A 17,724-nucleotide genomic window follows, 5' to 3' on the forward strand; every position below is an offset into this window, starting at 1 on the left:
CGTGGCGACGCCCGCGTCGAGCACCCTCGTCACCCCGTCGCCCGTCCCCCAGTCGTCCGTCGCCCTGCCACGCGTCGTCCTCGCAGCACCCTCGACCGGCCAGGGCAAAACCACCATCTCCACCGGCCTGATGGCCGCACTGAAGGCCCGCGGCCTCGGGGTCTCCGGGCACAAGGTCGGGCCTGACTACATCGACCCCGGCTACCACGCCTTGGCGACCGGACGCCCCGGCCGCAACCTCGACCCGCACCTGGTGGGGGAGGACCGCATCGGGCCCCTCCTGATGCACGGCGCCCGCGGCGCCCACGTCGCCGTAGTGGAAGGCGTGATGGGTCTGCACGACGGCCGCATCGGGACCGACGGCTACGCCTCAACCGCGCACGTCGCCAAGCTGACCCGTACGCCCGTGGTGCTCGTCGTCGACATCGCCCGGATGTCCCGGTCGGTCGGGGCCGTCGTCGCTGGCATGGCCGCATACGACCCGGACGTCGATGTCGTCGGGGTCATCCTCAACCGGGCCGGTTCGGCGCGCAACGTCGCCGAGGTCGAACGGAGCGTGCGCCTTCCGGTGCTCGGAGTGGTCCCGCGCGACGACTCCATCTCCGCGCCGTCACGCCACCTCGGGTTGGTGCCGGCAGGGGAGCGGTACGAGGCAGCCGAGGCGGTCGCCCGTCTAGGGCAGAAGGTGGCACGCCACGTCGACCTCGACGCCGTGCTGGAGGTGGCGCGTCGGGCCCCCGACCTCACCGACACCGCGTGGGACCCGTGTCGCGAGATACTCCCGGTCGAAGGCGAGCCGCCGGTGGTGGCCGTGGCCGGTGGACGGGCGTTCACCTTCGCGTACGCCGAGACGGAGGAGCTGCTGCGGGCCGCCGGGTGCACGGTCGTCACGTTCGACCCCCTCCGTGACCGCTCGCTCCCCGAGGGGACTCGGGCGCTGCTGCTCGGCGGCGGGTTCCCCGAGGTGCACGTGCAGCAGCTGGCCCGGAACCGGGCCCTGCTCGACCACGTGCGCGACGCCGTGCGGGGCGGTCTCCCGACGGTCGCCGAGTGCGCCGGCCTGCTCTACCTCCTCGACGACCTCGACGGCTCCAGCATGGCCGGCGTGATCGGCACCGGCGCGACGATGTCACGCCGCCTGACCCTGCGGTACCCCGAAGCCGTCGCCGCCGGGGACAACCTGCTCACCCGCGCCGGTGAACGCGTCCGCGGGCACGAGTTCCACCGCACCACCCTGACGGCCCCCGCCCGCGGCTGGCCCCCCGCGTGGGAGGTCGACGGTGAGCTGATCGGTGTGGCCACCCCCACGCTCCACGCCTCCTACCTCCACACCCACTGGGCCGGTCACCCGGTGATGGCCGAACGGCTCGCGCACGCGGCGGCCCGCGCCACCCCGGTCACCGCCCCCACGGCCCGCCCCCAGGCGGTGCCCGGCCCGCAGCCGTACGGGCCCGTCGCGGACCCGCTGCTCCACCACGGTGACGTCGAGACCGGACGCGGCCTGATCGACTTCGCCGTCAACGTCTACCCCGAACCCAGGCCCTCGTGGCTGGAGGCCGCGTTGCGTGACGGCATCGAGCAGTCGACCACGTACCCGGACGTGACCCCGGCCCGTGACACGATCGCCGAGCTCCACCACCGACGGGCCGACGAGGTGCTCGTGACCTCGGGGGCCGCCGAGGCGTTCGAGCTGATCGCCCGGTGGAAGCCGTGGCGGTGCCCCGTGGTGGTGCACCCCCAGTTCACCGAGCCCCACGCCGCGCTCGAACGCGCCGGCCTCCAGGTCACCGTCGTCCACTGCCGGCCCGAGGACGGTTACCGCCTCGACGCGTCGGCCGTGCCCGAGGACGCCGACCTGGTGGTCGTGGGTAACCCGACCAACCCCACCGGCGTGCTCCACCCGGCCGAGGAGATCCTCAGGCTGCGCCGACCCAAACGTGTCGTCGTGGTCGACGAGGCGTTCATGGACGCCGTGACCGACACCGGCCACTCGCTCGCCACCGACCGGCGCCGCGGGCTCCTGGTCGTACGCAGCCTCACCAAGCACTGGTCCATTCCCGGGATCCGGGCCGGCTACGTGCTCGGCAACGACCGCGCCGTCGCCGCGCTCGCCGCCCGGCAGGTGCCGTGGTCGGTCTCCGCGCCGGCGATCACGGCCGCGGTGGCCTGCTGCTCGGGCGAGGCGACGATGGAGGCGGTTCGGCGCGCCGAACGCATCGCGCAGTGGCGTGCCCACCTCGTCGACGCCCTCACCGGACGCGGGTACGAGGTCGTGGGATCCCAGACCTCCTTCGTGCTGGCGCGGCTGGGCCGTGGCACCCGGGAGACGCTGCGGGAGCACGGTGTGGCGGTGCGTCGCGCCGACACATTCCCGGGACTCGACGGCGAATGGGTCAGGATCGCGGTGCGGCCGCCCGAGACGGTCGCCGACCTGCTCCGTGCCCTCGACGACGTACGGGCCGGTGCACCGGCCGCGATCGGCGCATGATCCGTCCGCGCGGGGCGACGCGAGCCGCGGGACTCCTGCTCGGGTTCGCCGCCGACCGGCTTCTGGGGGACCCACGCCGCGGTCACCCTGTGGCCGGCTTCGGCGCCCTCGCCGCCCGCCTCGAACGGCGTCTGTACGACAACTCGCGGGGCCGCGGGGTGCTGTACACCTCGCTCCTCGTGGGTGGGTGCGCGGCGTTCGGGGTCGGACTCGAGCGGGGCACGCGGGGTTGGCCCGTGCTGCACGCCGCGGTCACAGCCGCTGCAACCTGGACCGTTCTGGGCGGACGCAGCCTCGAGCGTGAAGCCCTGGCGGTGCACCGGTTCCTGGCCGAGGGCGACCTCGACAGCGCACGCCACCGGCTCACCTACCTGGTGGGACGTGACACGAGCTCGCTCTCGCCGCAGCAGATTGCCCGGGCGGTGGTCGAGTCGGTCGCCGAGAACACCTCGGACGCCGTCACGGCCCCGCTGGTCTGGGGCGCTGTGGGAGGGGTGCCGGGCCTGCTGGCCCACCGTGCCTCGAACACCCTGGACGCGATGGTGGGGTACCGCAGCGAGCGTCACCAGAACTTCGGCTGGGCGTCTGCGCGGCTCGACGACCTGCTCAACCTCCCCGGTTCGCGACTGGCGGGTCTCGCCGTGCTGGTCGCAGTGCCCTCACAGGCACGGGACGCCTGGCGGGTCTGGAGGCGGGACGCAGCCGGTCACCCCAGCCCGAACGGCGGCGTCGTGGAGTCAGCCTTCGCCGGTGCGCTGGAGATCGTGCTGGGCGGTACGAACAGGTACGGCGAACGCGTCGAGCACCGTCCCACGATGGGCGACGGGCTCCCGCCTGCCCCCGGGGACATCCCGAGGGCCACGGACCTGGCGACACGTGTCGGCGCCGCGGCCGCCGCCGTGACGGCTGTGCTCGCGGCGGTCATCGGCCGGCCGTCGTGGCGGTGGCGTGCTGGCCGCGCACGCCCAGCCGGCTGACGTCGAACGCGACCCTCAGGCCTTGCGACGGCGGGGGAGCCGCAGCCGCTCCACCGGAGTCCCGGCCACCAGGTGCTGCGAGACGATCGCGCCCGCCTCTTCCTCGTCCACGCTTCCGTACCAGACGTCGTCCGGCTGGACCGAGATCACCGGAGCGCGGTTGCACGGGAACTGGCACCCGGTCTGGGTGACCAGGACGTCGTCGTCACCGAGACCGGCGCCCATGAGCCCCAGAACGACTCCCCTCCAGGCATGCTCCGCACCAGCGGCCGTGCAGCGCGGCCCGCGGCAGACGAACACCTGGTGACGGTGCCCGGGGACGTCATCCCACGCGTCCGACGTCAGTCCCGGACCGCCGTGGGTGATCGGGCGTGCTCGCTCGACCAGGGCCCGCCACTGCGACGTGTCCTCCATGAAGGCGGGCGCCGTTCTGACCCGGGGCGCGCCGTCGCCGAACGCCCGCCACCAGTCGGCTGCGACCCGTCGCAGCCAGGAGACTCCCGGGCCACCCGGGCCGGCAGAGACGCCGACGAGCACCACCTCGGACTCGCGGCTCCTCGCGAGTCGTTCGAGGACGTCTCCCAGCGTGGGGGAGGCCAGCTGCAGGAACGCGAGCTCGGCGTCGAGCTTGTCGGCTAGCGCCCCCAGCTCCGCGCGCCGGGCGGCGTCGGCAGGCGACGTGCCCACCAGGACATGGGTGGTCATCGGCTCTTCTCCAGGCACCTCGCGGAAGTGAACGCGCCGTGGCCGGTCTCCTGGCTCGCGCATCGACGTCCTGCGACCGACCTTCCCAGGTATGCACCCAGTGGTCCCGACACTGCAACGTCAGCGAGGTCGCGGAACTCCGCGCTCACAGTGGCGAGGGCCGCGCCGGTCTTCCACCGGCTTCCCGTGCACCACGGCACCGGCAACGTACCAGCCGGTGGGTCGCGGTCGGCACGCGGTCCCGAACGGCGTAGACTGCCCCCAGCGAATGCCATGGAAGCCGGTGTGAGTCCGGCACAGTCGCGCTGCTGTGACACCGTCCTCGGGCGGTGAAGTCAGACCCGGGCGTTCGTCCATCCCCACATCACCAGGGCGCAGAACCCTGAGGAGGAAACATGTCGCACGCTGTTGCCGCGCCGCTGTCCGGTGCCAACGCCATTCCCGCCGTCGAGATCCCGACGGTCGACCTTCGCGAGCTCGCCCCCTGGGCGCTGTTCGTCGGCCTGCTCTCCGTGCTGGTCGTCTTCTTCGTAAGCACCGACCAAGGCGCCGTCTCGGTCTTCGCCGGCACCGCGATCCACGAGTGGGTCCACGACGGTCGTCACCTGCTCGGCTACCCCTGCCACTGACCCCCTCGCCGGGTCAGCACCGCTGAGCTCCGACCGTCCCTGAGGGCGGTCTTCCTCCCGACCCCTGCGCACATTACGGCGCTGGGGCGTCAGGCGCGCCGTGCTGCGTGCACGGCTCATTCGACGACCACAGAAACTGGAATCACAAGTGAACGCACGTACTTTCCTGGTCCGCGGCCTGCTCGCGGGCCTCATCGCCGGCCTCGTGGCCTTCGGCGTGGCCTTCACGGTCGGCGAGCCGCCGATCGACACCGCCATTGGGCTGGAGGAGGCCGCGGCAGCGGAGGCTCCCGCCGAGCCCGCCGCGGACGAGGCGCACACCCATGCCGAGGGCGAGGAGGGCCACACCCACGCCGACGGCGAGGAGGGCCATACCCACTCCCACGGCGAGGAGGAGGGCGGCATCACCCGCACCACCCAGAAGACCTGGGGCCTGGCCACCGCGACGATCGCCGTCGGCGTCGCCCTGGGCGGGATCATCGCACTCATCGCCGCCGCCGTCGCTGGACGTCTGGGACGACTGACGGTCGTCGGTTCGACCGCGTTGGTCACTGCCCTCGGCTTCGTTGCCTACGTGCTGGTGCCCTTCCTGAAGTACCCGGCCGCTCCGCCGGCTGTGGGCAGCGGTGACACCATCGGGTCGCGCACCGCGTACTACTTCACCTTCGCGCTGATCTCGATCGTCGCGATGGTCGCAACGGTGTTCCTGGGCCGCTGGCTCGCCGCCGCACGTGGTGTGTGGACCGGTGTCGTCGTTGCCGGAGTCGCCTACGTCATCGTGGTCACCGTCGCGGCACTCGCCATGCCGACGGTCAACGAGCTCGGTGACTTCCCCGCCGACGTGCTGTGGGAGTTCCGGATCTCCTCGATCCTCACCCTTGCCGCCCTTTGGGGGGCGATGGGCGTGGCCCTCACGTGGCTGCTCGGACGCGTCGACACCACCCCGAGGGCGACCGCCTGACTCAGCGGTGCGACAGCACCCACTCGAGAGCCGGGCCCACGGCGTGCACGACCTGCGCGCGGGGGTCCGGCTCGGGTCGTTCCACGACCACAACGGGGACGCCGAGCTGCGCCGCTGCCTGCATCTTCGGCCACGTGTACGTCCCGCCGGAGTCCTTGGTGACCAAGACGTCGCTGCCGTGGTCGGCCATGACCTCGAGGTCGCCCTCGAGTGTGTACGGCCCCCGGCTGGTGAGCAGACGCCACCGCGCGGGGAGCTCCATGTCGGGGGCATCGACAACCCGCGCCAGGACCGAGGCCTCGCCCAGGTCGGGAACGAACCGGGCCAGCTCCTGCCGGCCTACGGTCAGGAAGGGACGTTGCCCCAGCGTTCCTGCCACCTGCGCTGCCTCGTCGTGCGTACGGACGTACCGCCAGGCGGGGTCGCGTTCCCAGCCGGGACGCTCGAACCGCAGCAGTGGCACCTGCTCGGCCGTGCAGGCCTCGACCGCGTTGGCGCTCATGCCCCGCGCGAACGGGTGCGTGGCGTCCACGACCAGGTCGAAGGCGGCGAGCGCCGTCCGCAACCCAGCGACTCCGCCGAACCCGCCGATGCGGACCGGGCCCATCGGCAGGCGAGGGCGGGCCACCCGCCCCGCGAGCGACGAGGTCACGTCCACGTGAGCCTCCACCAGGAGCCGGGCCAGGTCACGCGCCTCCGCAGTACCACCGAGCAGCAGGACCTTCATCGTGCACCTTCCTGGGGGAGCGTGGGGACGGTGAGCACCGGCAGCGAAGCAGGCGCTCCGTCACGGGCCAGAGCCAGCAGCATCTCGACGTCGAGGTGCTCCTCGACGAGGTCGGCGAGGAGCTCTATCCGGCGCTCCCGGGCGGCCGGGAAGCTGGCGCCGGAGGGGGCCAGGTCGGCGACCTCGGCGAGGAAGGCGGCCCTGAACTCGTCACTCTCGAGGCTGCCATGCCACATGGTGCCGAAGACCTGACCCGCCCGGGCGCCGCCGAGGAACTCCTCGGCTTCCGGGTCGCGGGTGATGCGGCCGTGGTGGATCTCGTAGCCGGCGGCGGGGGCACCGAGCGCTTCCCCGCTGGGTAGCCGCAGCGCCTTGTCGGGGGCGAAGGTCGTGGTGACCGGCAGGAGCGCCAGACCGTCGGCGTACGCACCCGCGGCGCCTTCAACGCCCTCAGGGTCATGGACGCTGCGGCCCAACATCTGGAACCCGCCGCAGATCCCGAGGACCGGGCGTCCCGCGTCGGCGTGCCTGATGATCGCGGTGTCGAGCCCGCGGGAGCGCAGCCACGCGAGGTCAGCCAGGGTGGCGCGGGTGCCGGGCAGCACCACGAGGTGCGCATCGGCGAGGTCGCGCGGGTCAGAGACGAAGACGACGTCGAGGTCCGGCTCGAGGCCCAGGGCGTCGACGTCGGTGAAGTTGCTGATCCGGGGGAGCCGTACGACCGCGACCCGCACCCGGGCGCCGTCCCTGCTGCGGCGGCCCTCCAGGTCGAGGGCGTCCTCGGAGTCGAGCCACAGGTCGGGGTGCCACGGCAGCACCCCGTGCACGGGCCGACCGGTCAGCCGCTCCAGCTGGTCCAGGCCCGGGCGCAGCAGACCGAGGTCGCCGCGGAACTTGTTGACGACGAAGCCAGCCAGCAGCGCCTGGTCTTCGGACTCGAGCAGCGCCAGCGTGCCGAACATCGAGGCGAAGAGGCCGCCCCGGTCGATGTCGCCGACCAGCACGACCGGCAGGTCAGCGTGGCGAGCCAGGCCCATGTTGACGTAGTCGCTGGAGCGCAGGTTGATCTCGGCGGGGCTACCCGCGCCCTCGGCCACCACGACGTCGAAGCGCGCGGCGAGGGCGTTGTACGCGGCGTGCGCCGCCGCAGCGAGGTGCTGTCGCCCGGTAGCGAAGTCGGTGGCGGAGACCTCCCCGGCGGGGTGCCCCATGACCACGACGTGGCTGCGTCGGTCGGAGCCGGGCTTGAGAAGGACGGGGTTCATGGCGGGCTCGGGAGTCACCCGGGCGGCGAGCGCTTGGACCCACTGGGCCCGGCCGATCTCGGCGGTGCCTCCCGCGGGGTCCCGACAGACCATGGAGTTGTTGGACATGTTCTGCGCCTTGTACGGCGCCACATGGACCCCGCGGCGCGCGAAGGCCCGGCACAGCCCGGTGGTCACCACCGACTTGCCGGCGTCCGAGGTGGTCCCGGCTACCAGCAGCCCGCTCACGCGGTGCCCTCCGGGGCGCGGAGCAGGTACACGTCCATCACCCAACCGGCGAGCTCTCGGGCTCGAGCGCGGGTCTCGCGCACCTGCGGCAGGACGTCGCGGACCGTGCCGGCCACCAGCTGTTCGCCGTCCGAGCCGAGATTGGCGCCCCACCAGATGTTCCAGTCGGGGAGCTCCTCGAGCTGGTCGAGGCTGGCCTCGGACCCGAGCATCACCAGCACGTTGCGCTGGCCCGCCTCGATCGTGCTGCGCAGGCGACGGGCTGTGGTGACATGCACGGGGGCGCCCACCGGGTGCAGCACGATCCGATGGCGGGCCGCCAGCAGCTGGGGAGCGCTGATGCCGGGCACGACGTCCCAGGTGAGACCGGCCAGGCGGGGATCGGCCGCCATGCCCTCGACGACGCGCAGTGTCGAGTCGTACAGCGACGGGTCACCCCAGACGAGGAAGGTGGGGCGTCCGCCGCGTGCGGCCACGACGTCGGCGAATGCCGCGACCCGTGCGGCGTGCCAGTTCCGTACGGCGGCGGAGTAGTCGGCGGGGTCGTCCCGGTCACGCTCCGGGTCCGGCACCTCGACCAGCTCGACCTCGAACTCCTCGCAGATCGCACGCCGCACCCGCAGCAGCTCGTCGTCCTCGTGCTTGCGGACGGCGAGCACGTAGTCGGTGTCCAGCAGGGCGCGGACGGCGTCCCGGGTCAGGTGGTCGGGTCCCGTGCCGAAGCTGACGACGTGCAGGTGGGCACTCACGCCTCGTCCTCCAGGTCCCCCTCGACCTCGAGGTACACCTTCTGCAGCTGCGACAGCGTCTCCGGGTCGGGGTCGGCCCACAGGCCACGCTCGGCGGCCTCGTGCAGCCGCTCGACGATGCCGCGCAGGGCCCACGGGTTCGACGTACGCAGGAACGCCTGGTTGGTCTCGTCCAGCACGTACGAGCTGGCCAGCGACTCGTACATCCAGTCGTGCACGACACCCGCCGTGGCGTCGAACCCGAACAGGTAGTCGACGGTGGCCGCGAGCTCGAAGGCTCCCTTGTAGCCGTGTCGCTGCATCGCCCCGATCCAGCGGGGGTTGACCACGCGAGCCCGGAAGACGCGGTTCGTCTCCTCCTGCAGCGAACGCGTCCTGACGGCGTCGGGGGAGGTCGAGTCGCCGACGTAGGCCTTCGGGTCGGAGCCGGTGAGAGCCCGCACCGTGGCCACCATGCCGCCGTGGTACTGGAAGTAGTCGTCGGAGTCCGCGATGTCGTGCTCAGTGCTGTCGACGTTCTTCGCAGCCACCCTGATCCGCCGGTACGCGGTGCGCATGTCCTCGGCCGCGGCGACTCCGTCCAGCCCCCGTCCGTACGCGAAACCGCCCCACGCGGTGTACACCTCGGCCAGGTCGTTGTCGTCGCGCCACGAGCCCGACTCGACCACCTGGAGGATGCCCGCCCCGTACGAGCCGGGCTTGGAGCCGAAGATGCGGGTCGTGGCCCGGCGCTCGTCCCCATGCTCAGCCACGTCGGCGCGGCTGTGGGCGCGGACGAAGTTCATCTCGTCCGGCTCGTCCAGGGCAGCGACCAGCTGCACCGCGTCGTCCAGCATCGCCACCACGTGCGGGAAGGCGTCACGGAAGAAGCCCGAGATGCGGACGGTGACGTCGATGCGCGGCCGGCCGAGCTCGGCCAGGTCGATCACCTGCAGGTTGTTCACCCGGCGGGACATGTCGTCCCACTCGGGCCGTACGCCGAGCAGCGCGAGCACCTCGGCCACGTCGTCACCCGAGGTACGCATCGCGCTGGTGCCCCACACCGACAGGCCCACCGAGCTCGGGTACTCGCCGGTCTCGTCCAGGTAGCGCTCCACGAGGGAATCGGCCATCGCCTGACCGGTCTGCCAGGCCAGGCGCGAGGGGATGGCGCGGGGATCGACGGTGTAGAAGTTGCGGCCGGTCGGCAGCACGTTGACCAGACCGCGCAGCGGCGAGCCGGACGGGCCGGCAGGCACGTAGCCGCCCTCGAGGGCGTGCAGCAGCACGTCCATCTCGTCGGTCGTGCTGGCCAGGCGCGGCACCACCTCGGTGGCGGCGAAGCTCAGTGCCGCCCGCACGTCGGCGTCCTCGTGGAGCTGGGGCACCACCGTGGGGTCCCAGTGCGCTGCTGCCAAGGCCTCCACGAGACGTCGTGCCTCGGCCTCGAAGGCGTCCACCTCGGCGGTCGAGGCGCCGTCGGAGAGGCCGAGTGCTGCCCGGAGCCCGGAGACGGCGTTGCCCACCCCGCCCCAGACCTGCGAGGCGCGCAGCACCGCGAGGACCAGGTTCACCAGCGCCTCGTCGGAGGGCGCCTGACCCAGGATGTGCAGGCCGTCGCGGATCTGGACGTCCTTGATCTCGCACAGCCACCCGTCGACGTGCAGCAGGAAGTCGTCGAACTCCTCGTCGCCGGGGCGCTCGTCGAGGCCGAGGTCCCGGTGCAGCTCGGCGGCCTTCATCAGCTGCCAGATCTCGCCACGGATGGCGGGTAGCTTGGCCGGGTCCATCGAAGCGATGTTGCCGTACTCGTCCAGCAGCTGCTCGAGCCGGGCGATGTCGCCGTACGTCTCGGCGCGCGCCATCGGCGGGATCAGGTGGTCGACGATGGTGGCGTGGGCGCGTCGCTTCGCCTGTGCCCCCTCGCCGGGGTCGTTGACGAGGAACGGGTAGAAGAGGGGCAGGTTGCCCAGCACCGCGTCGGTGCCGCACTCGGCGGAGAGCGCCGCGTTCTTGCCCGGCAGCCACTCCAGGGAACCGTGCTTGCCGACGTGCACGATGGCGTTCGCACCGAACCCGCCGGACTCCGGGGACTCCTCCAGCCACCGGTAGGCCGCCATGTAATGGTGGGTCGGGGCGAGGTCGGGGTCGTGGTAGATCGCCACGGGGTTCTCGCCGAAGCCGCGGGGCGGCTGGATCATGATGACCACGTTGCCGGCGACGAGCGTGGCGATCACGATCTCACCGGCGTCGTTGACGAAGAGGGAACCGGGAGCCTCGCCCCACGCCTCGGTCATGGAGTCGCGCAGGGCCTGCGGCAGGTGGGCGGTCCAGCGGCGGTACTGCTCGGCGTCGATGCGCACGTGCGCGTCGGTGAGCTGTCCGGACGTCAGCCACTCCTCGTCCTGCCCACCCGCGGCGATCATCGCGTGGATCAGTGCGTCGCCCGCCTGGGTGTCTTCCTCGAGGTCGAGGCCCGGTACGGCGTCGGGGCCGCCCAGGTCGTACCCGGCGTCACGGAGCCGTCGGAGCAGACGGATCGTGGAGACCGGGGTGTCGAGCCCGACGGCGTTGCCGATCCGGGAGTGTTTGGTCGGGTACGCCGACAGGACGAGTGCGACCTTCTTCTCCGCGTTCGGGACGTGGCGCAGTCGCGCGTGGTTGACCGCGATGGCGGCCACGCGGGTGCAACGCTCCGAGTCGGCGACGTAGCGCGGGAGACCTTCGTCGTCGATCTCCTTAAAGGAGAACGGTGCGGTGATGATGCGCCCGTCGAACTCCGGAATGGCGATCTGGTTCGCGGAGTCGAGGGGCGTCACGCCGTCGTCGTTGGCTTCCCACTCCTCACGGCTGCTGGTCAGGCACAGTCCCTGCAGGACGGGGATGTCGAGGGCGGCGACGCGCTCGACGTCCCAGGCTTCGTCGTCGCCACCGGCACTGACTGAGGCCGGGACGCTGCCGCCGGCGGCCAGGACGGTCACCACGACGGCATCGAGCTCGCCGAGAGCGTCGAAGAGCTCGTCGGGCGCACTGCGCAGCGAGCCGGCGAAGATGGGCACGCCCACGGCCTGGCCGGTGGCGTCGACGGCGTCCGCCAGGGCGTGCGCGAAGGCGGTGTTCCCGCTGGCTTGGTGGGCGCGGTAGTAGAGGATGCCGACCTTCGGCAGTGAGGGGTCGGACGATGCGCCTCGCTCGGCGAAGCCCCATGACGGCACGACCGTCGGGGGCTCGAAGCCTTCGCCGGTGAGCAGGACGGTGTCGGAGAGGAACGCGTGCATCTGGGCCAGGTTCGCGGGCCCGCCCTCGGCCAGGTAGCGGTGCGCCTCGGTCGCGACGCCGATCGGGACCGTGCTGAGCTCCATCAGCTCGGCGCTGGGCTGCTGCTCACCGCCGAGGACGACCAGCGGTGTGCCGGCGGCGCGGACGGCCGCCAGTCCCTCCCACAGGTCGTGGGCCGAGCCCAGCTGACGTACGACGACGAGGTCGGCGCCCTCGAGGACCGCATCCAGCTCGCTGCTCGTGCTGCGCGACGGGTTGGCGAGCGCGAAGCTCGCACCGCTGGCCCGGGCCGAGAGCAGGTCGGTGTCGGACGTGGAGAGCAGGCAGACGTGTGCGGACGCGGCCATGTGCCGGGTTCCTCCTCCGGGGTTCTCGCCCCGTGTAGCGGTCGGATTCACCCACGGCCAGTGTCTGGCTTCGAGCACGCGTGCTCGGTCACAGTGGCGGAACCGCCCCGGAGTCTCACCGGGTTCCTGCGCCGTGGATCTCCAGCAGCCTACGGGAGAATGGTGCGCGTGAAGCAGCCGGTCTACCTCCTGAGGCACGGAGAGTCGGAGTGGAAGGCGCGGGGCGTCACACAGGGACAGACGCCACATCCGCGGCTCACAAAACTCGGGCGTGCCCAGATGGCCGACGCCGCTGAAAGCCTCGCCCGACGACTGAGTTCCACAGCCGTGGTAGGAGTGACCTCGAGCGATCTCACTCGCGCGGTCGAAGGGGGCGAGGTCGTGGCGGCTCGTCTGCGAGCCAGCCACGCCGTCGACGAACGTCTTCGGGAACGGCACTTCGGCCTCTTCCAGGGGACGAGCCACCGGAGCACGGTGTCCTGGACCGGACGGGCCTCGGCTGTCGCGCTCGCCCACGGTGGTGTGGAGCCTCGAGCTGAGGTCATGCGAAGGACGTTGGCTGCCCTCGCCGACCTGGACCCGGCGATGACGCACGTCGTGGTGGCGCACGGCGAGCTGTTCCGCTCCCTGCCCGGGGGATCAACGGTGGGGGAGGTCGCCAACGGCCAGGTCCTCTTCTGGGACGGTCGGTCCGTCCAGCGGTTGTGACGTCGACGAGCGGGGGAGGGGGCGCGTGACGGCCGTCGGGGGCCACAAACCGGCTGACCTGTGATACGGGACTGGGGTCCAGATTCAGAGTCCTCGGTTCTCAGAAGGGTCGGAGGACGGGTGCCGGTTGCGACGTAGAGCTGCTGCGCTGGCCGTCCCGCCTCGGACTCATCGACGCGCTCTGCGGCGCCAACGATGACCTCATCGACGTATCTGCAAGCCTCGACCGCGGTGAGCGGCTCGCAACCGGTTGGACGCTCGTCGGCGGGCAACTGGTGCATCTGCACTGCGCCGAGCGCGGACAGTTTCCTTTCCGGCCGACCAACGACGCGGACACGGTGATCGACGTACGCGCCGACCCCAGGATGCTGGCCACGTTCACCGGTGTCCTGACCGACCTCGGGTTCGCTTCGGCAGGCATCTCGGCGGAGGGGCTCCAGCATCGTTGGGTCCGGGGCGACGCCTCGATCGACGTACTCCTGCCCGACGGCATCGGCGAGCGCGCGAGTCTGCGTCCTGGAGTCACGGGGAGTCCGACCCTCCCCACGGCCGGTGGGACGCAAGCGCTGCAGCGCAGCGAGACCGTCGCTGTGTCTGTCGCCGGTCGCGAAGGCTCCGTACGTCGCCCGAACCTTGTCGGCGCGCTCGTCGGCAAGGCCGCCGCGTTGAGCAATGCGGGCGACCTGGCCTCGGCCGCCACCGACGTGACTTCGTTGTCCTCGCCGGGTTGCTCACGGCTCGCGACTTCCGGCACGAGGAGCTCACGAAGAAGGATCGCCAGCGGCTGCGGGCAATGGTCGCCGCCGTCCAGAAGGACCGCGCCGTCCTGCTCGACGTCCCGGATGCCGAGTCCTCGCTCGACCGGCTCGTAATCGCGGGGGAGTTGTAGCCATCTCGCCGCTACGCTCGAGCGGAAACTGCGGCTCTTTGCGACTGTCGGCGCTCGTAGGCCCTGAGGGCTCGGAATGGGCTCGGTTTGATTCGCAGACGTTCGCAACGTCGCTCCGGCAGCCGCAAGCGTTCAAGACGGCATTTCTGCAGGTCAAACGCTCTATTGGCCAGTTGGGTGCGGCGAATCGCAAAGACCCGCACGCACGCTCAGCCCCTTTGACGTGTTCCCGATGACCCACCACGTGGAGTGCGTCGCGCTGCTCGAGCCGCACCGCGGCTGACCCTCTCGGAGACCTTCCAGGGTGGCGGCACACGACAGCCTTCCCGCCCCGGGTGGGGGTGGGGAGACGGGTTGTGCCGCCACCACCGCCGCGGCAGGGTGGCCTCGTGGCCCGGTACGCCGTCAACCCGGACGCCGTTGCGCACGCGCGTCGCCTGATCGAGTCGCGCCAGTACGTCCTCGACTCGGACTGGGGTGACGTGCAGCCCGATGCCGCAGCCGAGAACGCCTTCCTCGAGAGACATTCGTGGGAGGAGTACGCCGCCTGGCACCTCGGCCTGACCGAGGGAGCCAACGACGAGACCAAGGCTCGCTACGCGTTCGTCTACGGGGACCTCCGCCGCGTGCACCGGTCCGGCCTCATCGCGTGCGTCTACCGCGCGGCGGAGTGGCGGCACAAGAAGGTCGAGCTCGCGGCGCACGAGCTCCTGCAGCAGCTGGACCGGGTGGCCGGGATCCAGTGACGTCAGCCACCGACAGGCGGCCGGGGACCCAGGGCCCCGTGTGATATCTTGACGTCAAGATATTACGACGTCAGAACTTAGGGTCGCCTTCCTTACCGTCCTGCTCCGTGCGGCGGCAAGATGGACGGGCGAACCCGCGAACTCCCGAGGAGATGTGGCTGATGGCCAGTCAGGACAGCTTCGGTGCCAAGGGCACCTTGGACGTGGACGGCAAGTCCTACGAGATCTTCCGCCTCGGTGCGGTGAGCGGCGAGGGGCTGGACGTCGAGTCTCTGCCCTTCTCGTTGAAGGTGCTGCTGGAGAACCTCCTCCGCACCGAGGACGGCGCCGACATCACCGCCGACCACATCAAGGCGATCGCCGGCTGGGACGCTGACGCCGAGCCCGACCAGGAGATCCAGTTCACGCCGGCGCGCGTGATCATGCAGGACTTCACCGGCGTCCCCTGCGTCGTCGACCTCGCCACCATGCGTGAGGCGATGGCCGACCTCGGCGGTGACCCGACGAGGATCAACCCGCTCGCCCCGGCCGAGATGGTGATCGACCACTCGGTGATCGCCGACGTCTTCGGCACTCCGGAGGCGTTCGGGCGAAACGTCGAGATCGAGTACGAGCGCAACCGCGAGCGCTACCAGTTCCTGCGCTGGGGGCAGGGCGCGTTCGACGACTTCAAGGTCGTCCCCCCGGGCACCGGGATCGTCCACCAGGTCAACATCGAGCACCTCGCTCGCACCGTGTTCACCCGTGAGGTCGACGGTGAGCTGCAGGCCTACCCGGACACCTGTGTCGGCACGGACTCCCACACCACGATGGTCAACGGCATCGGTGTCGTCGGCTGGGGTGTCGGCGGCATCGAGGCCGAGGCGGCGATGCTCGGCCAGCCAGTCAGCATGCTGATCCCGCGAGTCGTGGGCTTCAAGCTCAACGGCGACCTTCCCGAGGGCGCGACCGCGACCGACCTGGTCCTCACGATCACCGAGATGCTTCGCGAGCACGGTGTCGTGGGCAAGTTCGTGGAGTTCTACGGACCGGGAGTGTCGGTCCTGCCGCTGGCCAACCGGGCCACGATCGGCAACATGAGCCCGGAGTTCGGCTCGACCATCGCGGTGTTCCCGATCGACGAGCAGACCATCGACTACCTGCGCCTGACGGGTCGCGAGGACGAGCAGCTCGCGCTGGTCGAGGCCTATGCCAAGGAGCAGGGCCTGTGGCACGACCCGGAGGCCGAGCCGCGCTTCTCGGAGAAGCTCGAGCTCGACCTGGCCACCGTCGTTCCGTCGCTGGCCGGGCCCAAGCGTCCCCAGGACCGCGTCGCGCTCTCCGAGGCGAAGCAGGCGTTCCGCACGGCCCTGGCCGACTACGTCAGCGCCGACGAGACCGGTGGCGAGGAGCGCAAGCCCGGCGTGCCCGGGAACGACAAGCCGTTCGGTGTGGAGTCGAAGGTCGACGAGGCCTCGGCCGAGTCGTTCCCCTCGAGCGACTCCCCGGCCTCCAACGGCGGCGGTGGCACCGGTGGTGGCAACGGCGCCGGTGCCCCCGACGACTGGCACCAGCACGCGGCTGCAGCCTCGGACACCCGACCCAGCAACAAGGCCCAGGTCACCCTCGCCGACGGCACGGAGTTCGAGCTCGACCACGGCGCGGTGACGATCGCGGCCATCACGTCGTGCACCAACACCTCCAACCCCTCGGTGATGATCGGTGCCGCCCTGCTCGCGAAGAAGGCCGTGGAGAAGGGCCTCCAGCGCAAGCCGTGGGTCAAGACCACGCTGGCCCCGGGCTCGAAGGTCGTGTCCGACTACTACGAGAAGTCCGGCCTCACGCCCTACCTCGACAAGCTGGGCTTCAACCTCGTCGGCTACGGGTGCACGACCTGCATCGGCAACTCGGGACCGCTGATCCCCGAGGTGAGCCAGGCTGTCAACGACAACGACCTCGCGGTCGTCTCCGTGCTGTCCGGCAACCGCAACTTCGAGGGTCGGATCAATCCCGACATCAAGATGAACTACCTCGCGTCGCCGCCCCTGGTGGTGGCCTACGCGCTGGCCGGATCGATGGACGTCGACCTGTTCAACGACCCGCTGGGTCAGGACCAGGACGGCAACGACGTCTTCATGCGTGACATCTGGCCCACGGCCAAGGAGATCGAGGACGTGGTCGCGCAGGCGATCAGCTCGGAGATGTTCGACTCCAGCTACGAGGACGTGTTCGCCGGTGACGAGCAGTGGCGCTCGCTGCCGACGCCCGAGGGCAACACCTTCGCGTGGGACGAGGAGTCGACGTACGTCCGCCGGCCTCCCTACTTCGACGGCATGCCGCAGGACCCGACCCCGGTCGAGGACATCACCGGTGCCCGTGTCCTGCTCAAGCTGGGTGACTCGGTCACCACCGACCACATCAGCCCCGCCGGCGCGATCAAGAAGGACAGTCCCGCCGGCCGTTACCTGGCGGAGCGCGGTGTCGAGCAGCGTGACTTCAACTCCTACGGCTCGCGTCGCGGCAACCACGAGGTGATGATCCGCGGAACCTTCGCCAACATCCGGCTCCGCAACCAGCTGGCGCCCGGCACCGAGGGTGGTGTCACGCGTGACTTCACTGCGGGCGGGGAGGTCACGAGCGTCTTCGAGGCCTCCGAGCGCTACATCGCGGCCGGTGTCCCGCTGGTGGTGCTCGCCGGCAAGGAGTACGGCTCCGGCTCGTCGCGGGACTGGGCGGCCAAGGGCACCTCGCTTCTCGGTGTGAAGGCCGTGATCGCGGAGTCCTACGAGCGCATCCACCGCTCCAACCTGATCGGCATGGGCGTCATCCCTCTGCAGTTCCCGCAGGGCGAGACGGCCGAGTCGCTCGGTCTCACCGGTGAGGAGGAGTTCTCCATCACCGGGATCACCCAGCTCAACGACGGGAGCACCCCGCGCACGGTGAAGGTCACGGCCGGCGACGTCGAGTTCGACGCGGTGGTCCGGATCGACACCCCGGGTGAGGCCAACTACTTCCGTCACGGCGGGATCATGCAGTACGTCCTGCGCAACCTCCTGCGAGGCTGACAG

General features: G+C 71.0%; 13 protein-coding genes and 2 riboswitches. Of the genes, 8 read left to right on the forward strand and 5 right to left on the reverse strand.

What is annotated here, in order from left to right; genetic code table 11:
* Position 1 precedes the first annotated feature (1 nt).
* Together cobBC and EXE58_RS16765 are read left to right on the forward strand one after the other, a co-directional pair.
* The gene (gene cobBC, locus EXE58_RS16760; protein WP_244242548.1) at positions 2 to 2,488 is read left to right on the forward strand and encodes a bifunctional hydrogenobyrinic acid a,c-diamide synthase/histidinol phosphate aminotransferase CobBC; all 2,487 of its coding nucleotides are present in this window, start codon (positions 2 to 4) and stop codon (positions 2,486 to 2,488) included.
* Positions 2,485 to 3,465, forward strand: coding sequence for a cobalamin biosynthesis protein (locus tag EXE58_RS16765; RefSeq protein WP_135268915.1), 981 nt, complete (start codon positions 2,485 to 2,487; stop codon positions 3,463 to 3,465). The genes cobBC and EXE58_RS16765 overlap by 4 nt, the downstream gene beginning before the upstream one ends.
* A gap of 15 nt (positions 3,466 to 3,480) precedes the next feature.
* On the opposite strand, the gene EXE58_RS16770 is transcribed toward EXE58_RS16765, so the two are convergent.
* Entirely contained in the window at positions 3,481 to 4,170 is a 690-nt protein-coding gene (locus tag EXE58_RS16770; RefSeq protein ID WP_135268916.1) for a (2Fe-2S) ferredoxin domain-containing protein, read from the reverse strand.
* A gap of 23 nt (positions 4,171 to 4,193) precedes the next feature.
* Positions 4,194 to 4,381, reverse strand: a riboswitch (cobalamin riboswitch).
* A 184-nt stretch (positions 4,382 to 4,565) separates the two neighbouring features.
* Between EXE58_RS16770 and EXE58_RS16775 the strand changes: the two genes are divergently transcribed.
* Together EXE58_RS16775 and EXE58_RS16780 are read left to right on the forward strand one after the other, a co-directional pair.
* Positions 4,566 to 4,799, forward strand: a complete 234-nt coding sequence (locus EXE58_RS16775) for a CbtB domain-containing protein (protein ID WP_135268917.1) — start codon at positions 4,566 to 4,568, stop codon at positions 4,797 to 4,799.
* A gap of 148 nt (positions 4,800 to 4,947) precedes the next feature.
* Positions 4,948 to 5,760 carry a CbtA family protein gene (locus EXE58_RS16780; RefSeq protein WP_135268918.1) on the forward strand — a complete coding sequence of 271 codons (813 nt, stop codon included), beginning with the start codon at positions 4,948 to 4,950 and terminating at the stop codon, positions 5,758 to 5,760.
* Between the two features lies 1 nt (position 5,761).
* Here EXE58_RS16780 and EXE58_RS16785 read toward each other — a convergent pair whose 3' ends face one another.
* From EXE58_RS16785 to cobN, 4 genes are read right to left on the reverse strand one after another with little or no spacing between them, the layout of a single operon-like run.
* Positions 5,762 to 6,487 (reverse strand): cobalt-precorrin-6A reductase, encoded by a 726-nt coding sequence (locus EXE58_RS16785; RefSeq protein ID WP_135268919.1) that lies wholly within the window; start codon positions 6,485 to 6,487, stop codon positions 5,762 to 5,764.
* The gene (locus tag EXE58_RS16790; RefSeq protein ID WP_135268920.1) at positions 6,484 to 7,980 is read right to left on the reverse strand and encodes a cobyric acid synthase; all 1,497 of its coding nucleotides are present in this window, start codon (positions 7,978 to 7,980) and stop codon (positions 6,484 to 6,486) included. The genes EXE58_RS16785 and EXE58_RS16790 overlap by 4 nt, the downstream gene beginning before the upstream one ends.
* Positions 7,977 to 8,729: a precorrin-6A synthase (deacetylating) gene (gene cobF, locus EXE58_RS16795; RefSeq protein WP_208544058.1), complete on the reverse strand. Its 753-nt coding sequence runs from the start codon at positions 8,727 to 8,729 to the stop codon at positions 7,977 to 7,979. Before cobF ends, EXE58_RS16790 begins: the two co-directional genes overlap by 4 nt.
* The gene (gene cobN, locus EXE58_RS16800; protein ID WP_135268921.1) at positions 8,726 to 12,334 is read right to left on the reverse strand and encodes a cobaltochelatase subunit CobN; all 3,609 of its coding nucleotides are present in this window, start codon (positions 12,332 to 12,334) and stop codon (positions 8,726 to 8,728) included. The genes cobF and cobN overlap by 4 nt, the downstream gene beginning before the upstream one ends.
* Before the next feature lie 38 nt (positions 12,335 to 12,372).
* Positions 12,373 to 12,503, reverse strand: a riboswitch (cobalamin riboswitch).
* Here cobN and EXE58_RS16805 point away from each other — a divergent pair.
* The 4 genes from EXE58_RS16805 to EXE58_RS16815 all read left to right on the forward strand — a co-directional run bounded on the left by EXE58_RS16805 (position 12,494) and on the right by EXE58_RS16815 (position 17,721).
* Positions 12,494 to 13,042 carry a histidine phosphatase family protein gene (locus EXE58_RS16805; protein WP_135268922.1) on the forward strand — a complete coding sequence of 183 codons (549 nt, stop codon included), beginning with the start codon at positions 12,494 to 12,496 and terminating at the stop codon, positions 13,040 to 13,042. (Overlaps the previous riboswitch by 10 nt.)
* Positions 13,043 to 13,769: 727 nt before the next feature.
* Positions 13,770 to 13,931, forward strand: a complete 162-nt coding sequence (locus EXE58_RS19580; protein ID WP_167288980.1) for a hypothetical protein — start codon at positions 13,770 to 13,772, stop codon at positions 13,929 to 13,931.
* Between the two features lie 389 nt (positions 13,932 to 14,320).
* Positions 14,321 to 14,677 carry a hypothetical protein gene (locus tag EXE58_RS16810; protein ID WP_135268923.1) on the forward strand — a complete coding sequence of 119 codons (357 nt, stop codon included), beginning with the start codon at positions 14,321 to 14,323 and terminating at the stop codon, positions 14,675 to 14,677.
* Between the two features lie 161 nt (positions 14,678 to 14,838).
* Complete coding sequence (locus tag EXE58_RS16815; RefSeq protein ID WP_135268924.1) at positions 14,839 to 17,721, forward strand: aconitate hydratase; 2,883 nt, start codon at positions 14,839 to 14,841, stop codon at positions 17,719 to 17,721.
* Positions 17,722 to 17,724: the final 3 nt, after the last annotated feature.

The sequence above is a fragment of the Nocardioides seonyuensis genome (assembly GCF_004683965.1).
GTDB classification, from domain to species: Bacteria; Actinomycetota; Actinomycetes; order Propionibacteriales; family Nocardioidaceae; genus Nocardioides; species Nocardioides seonyuensis.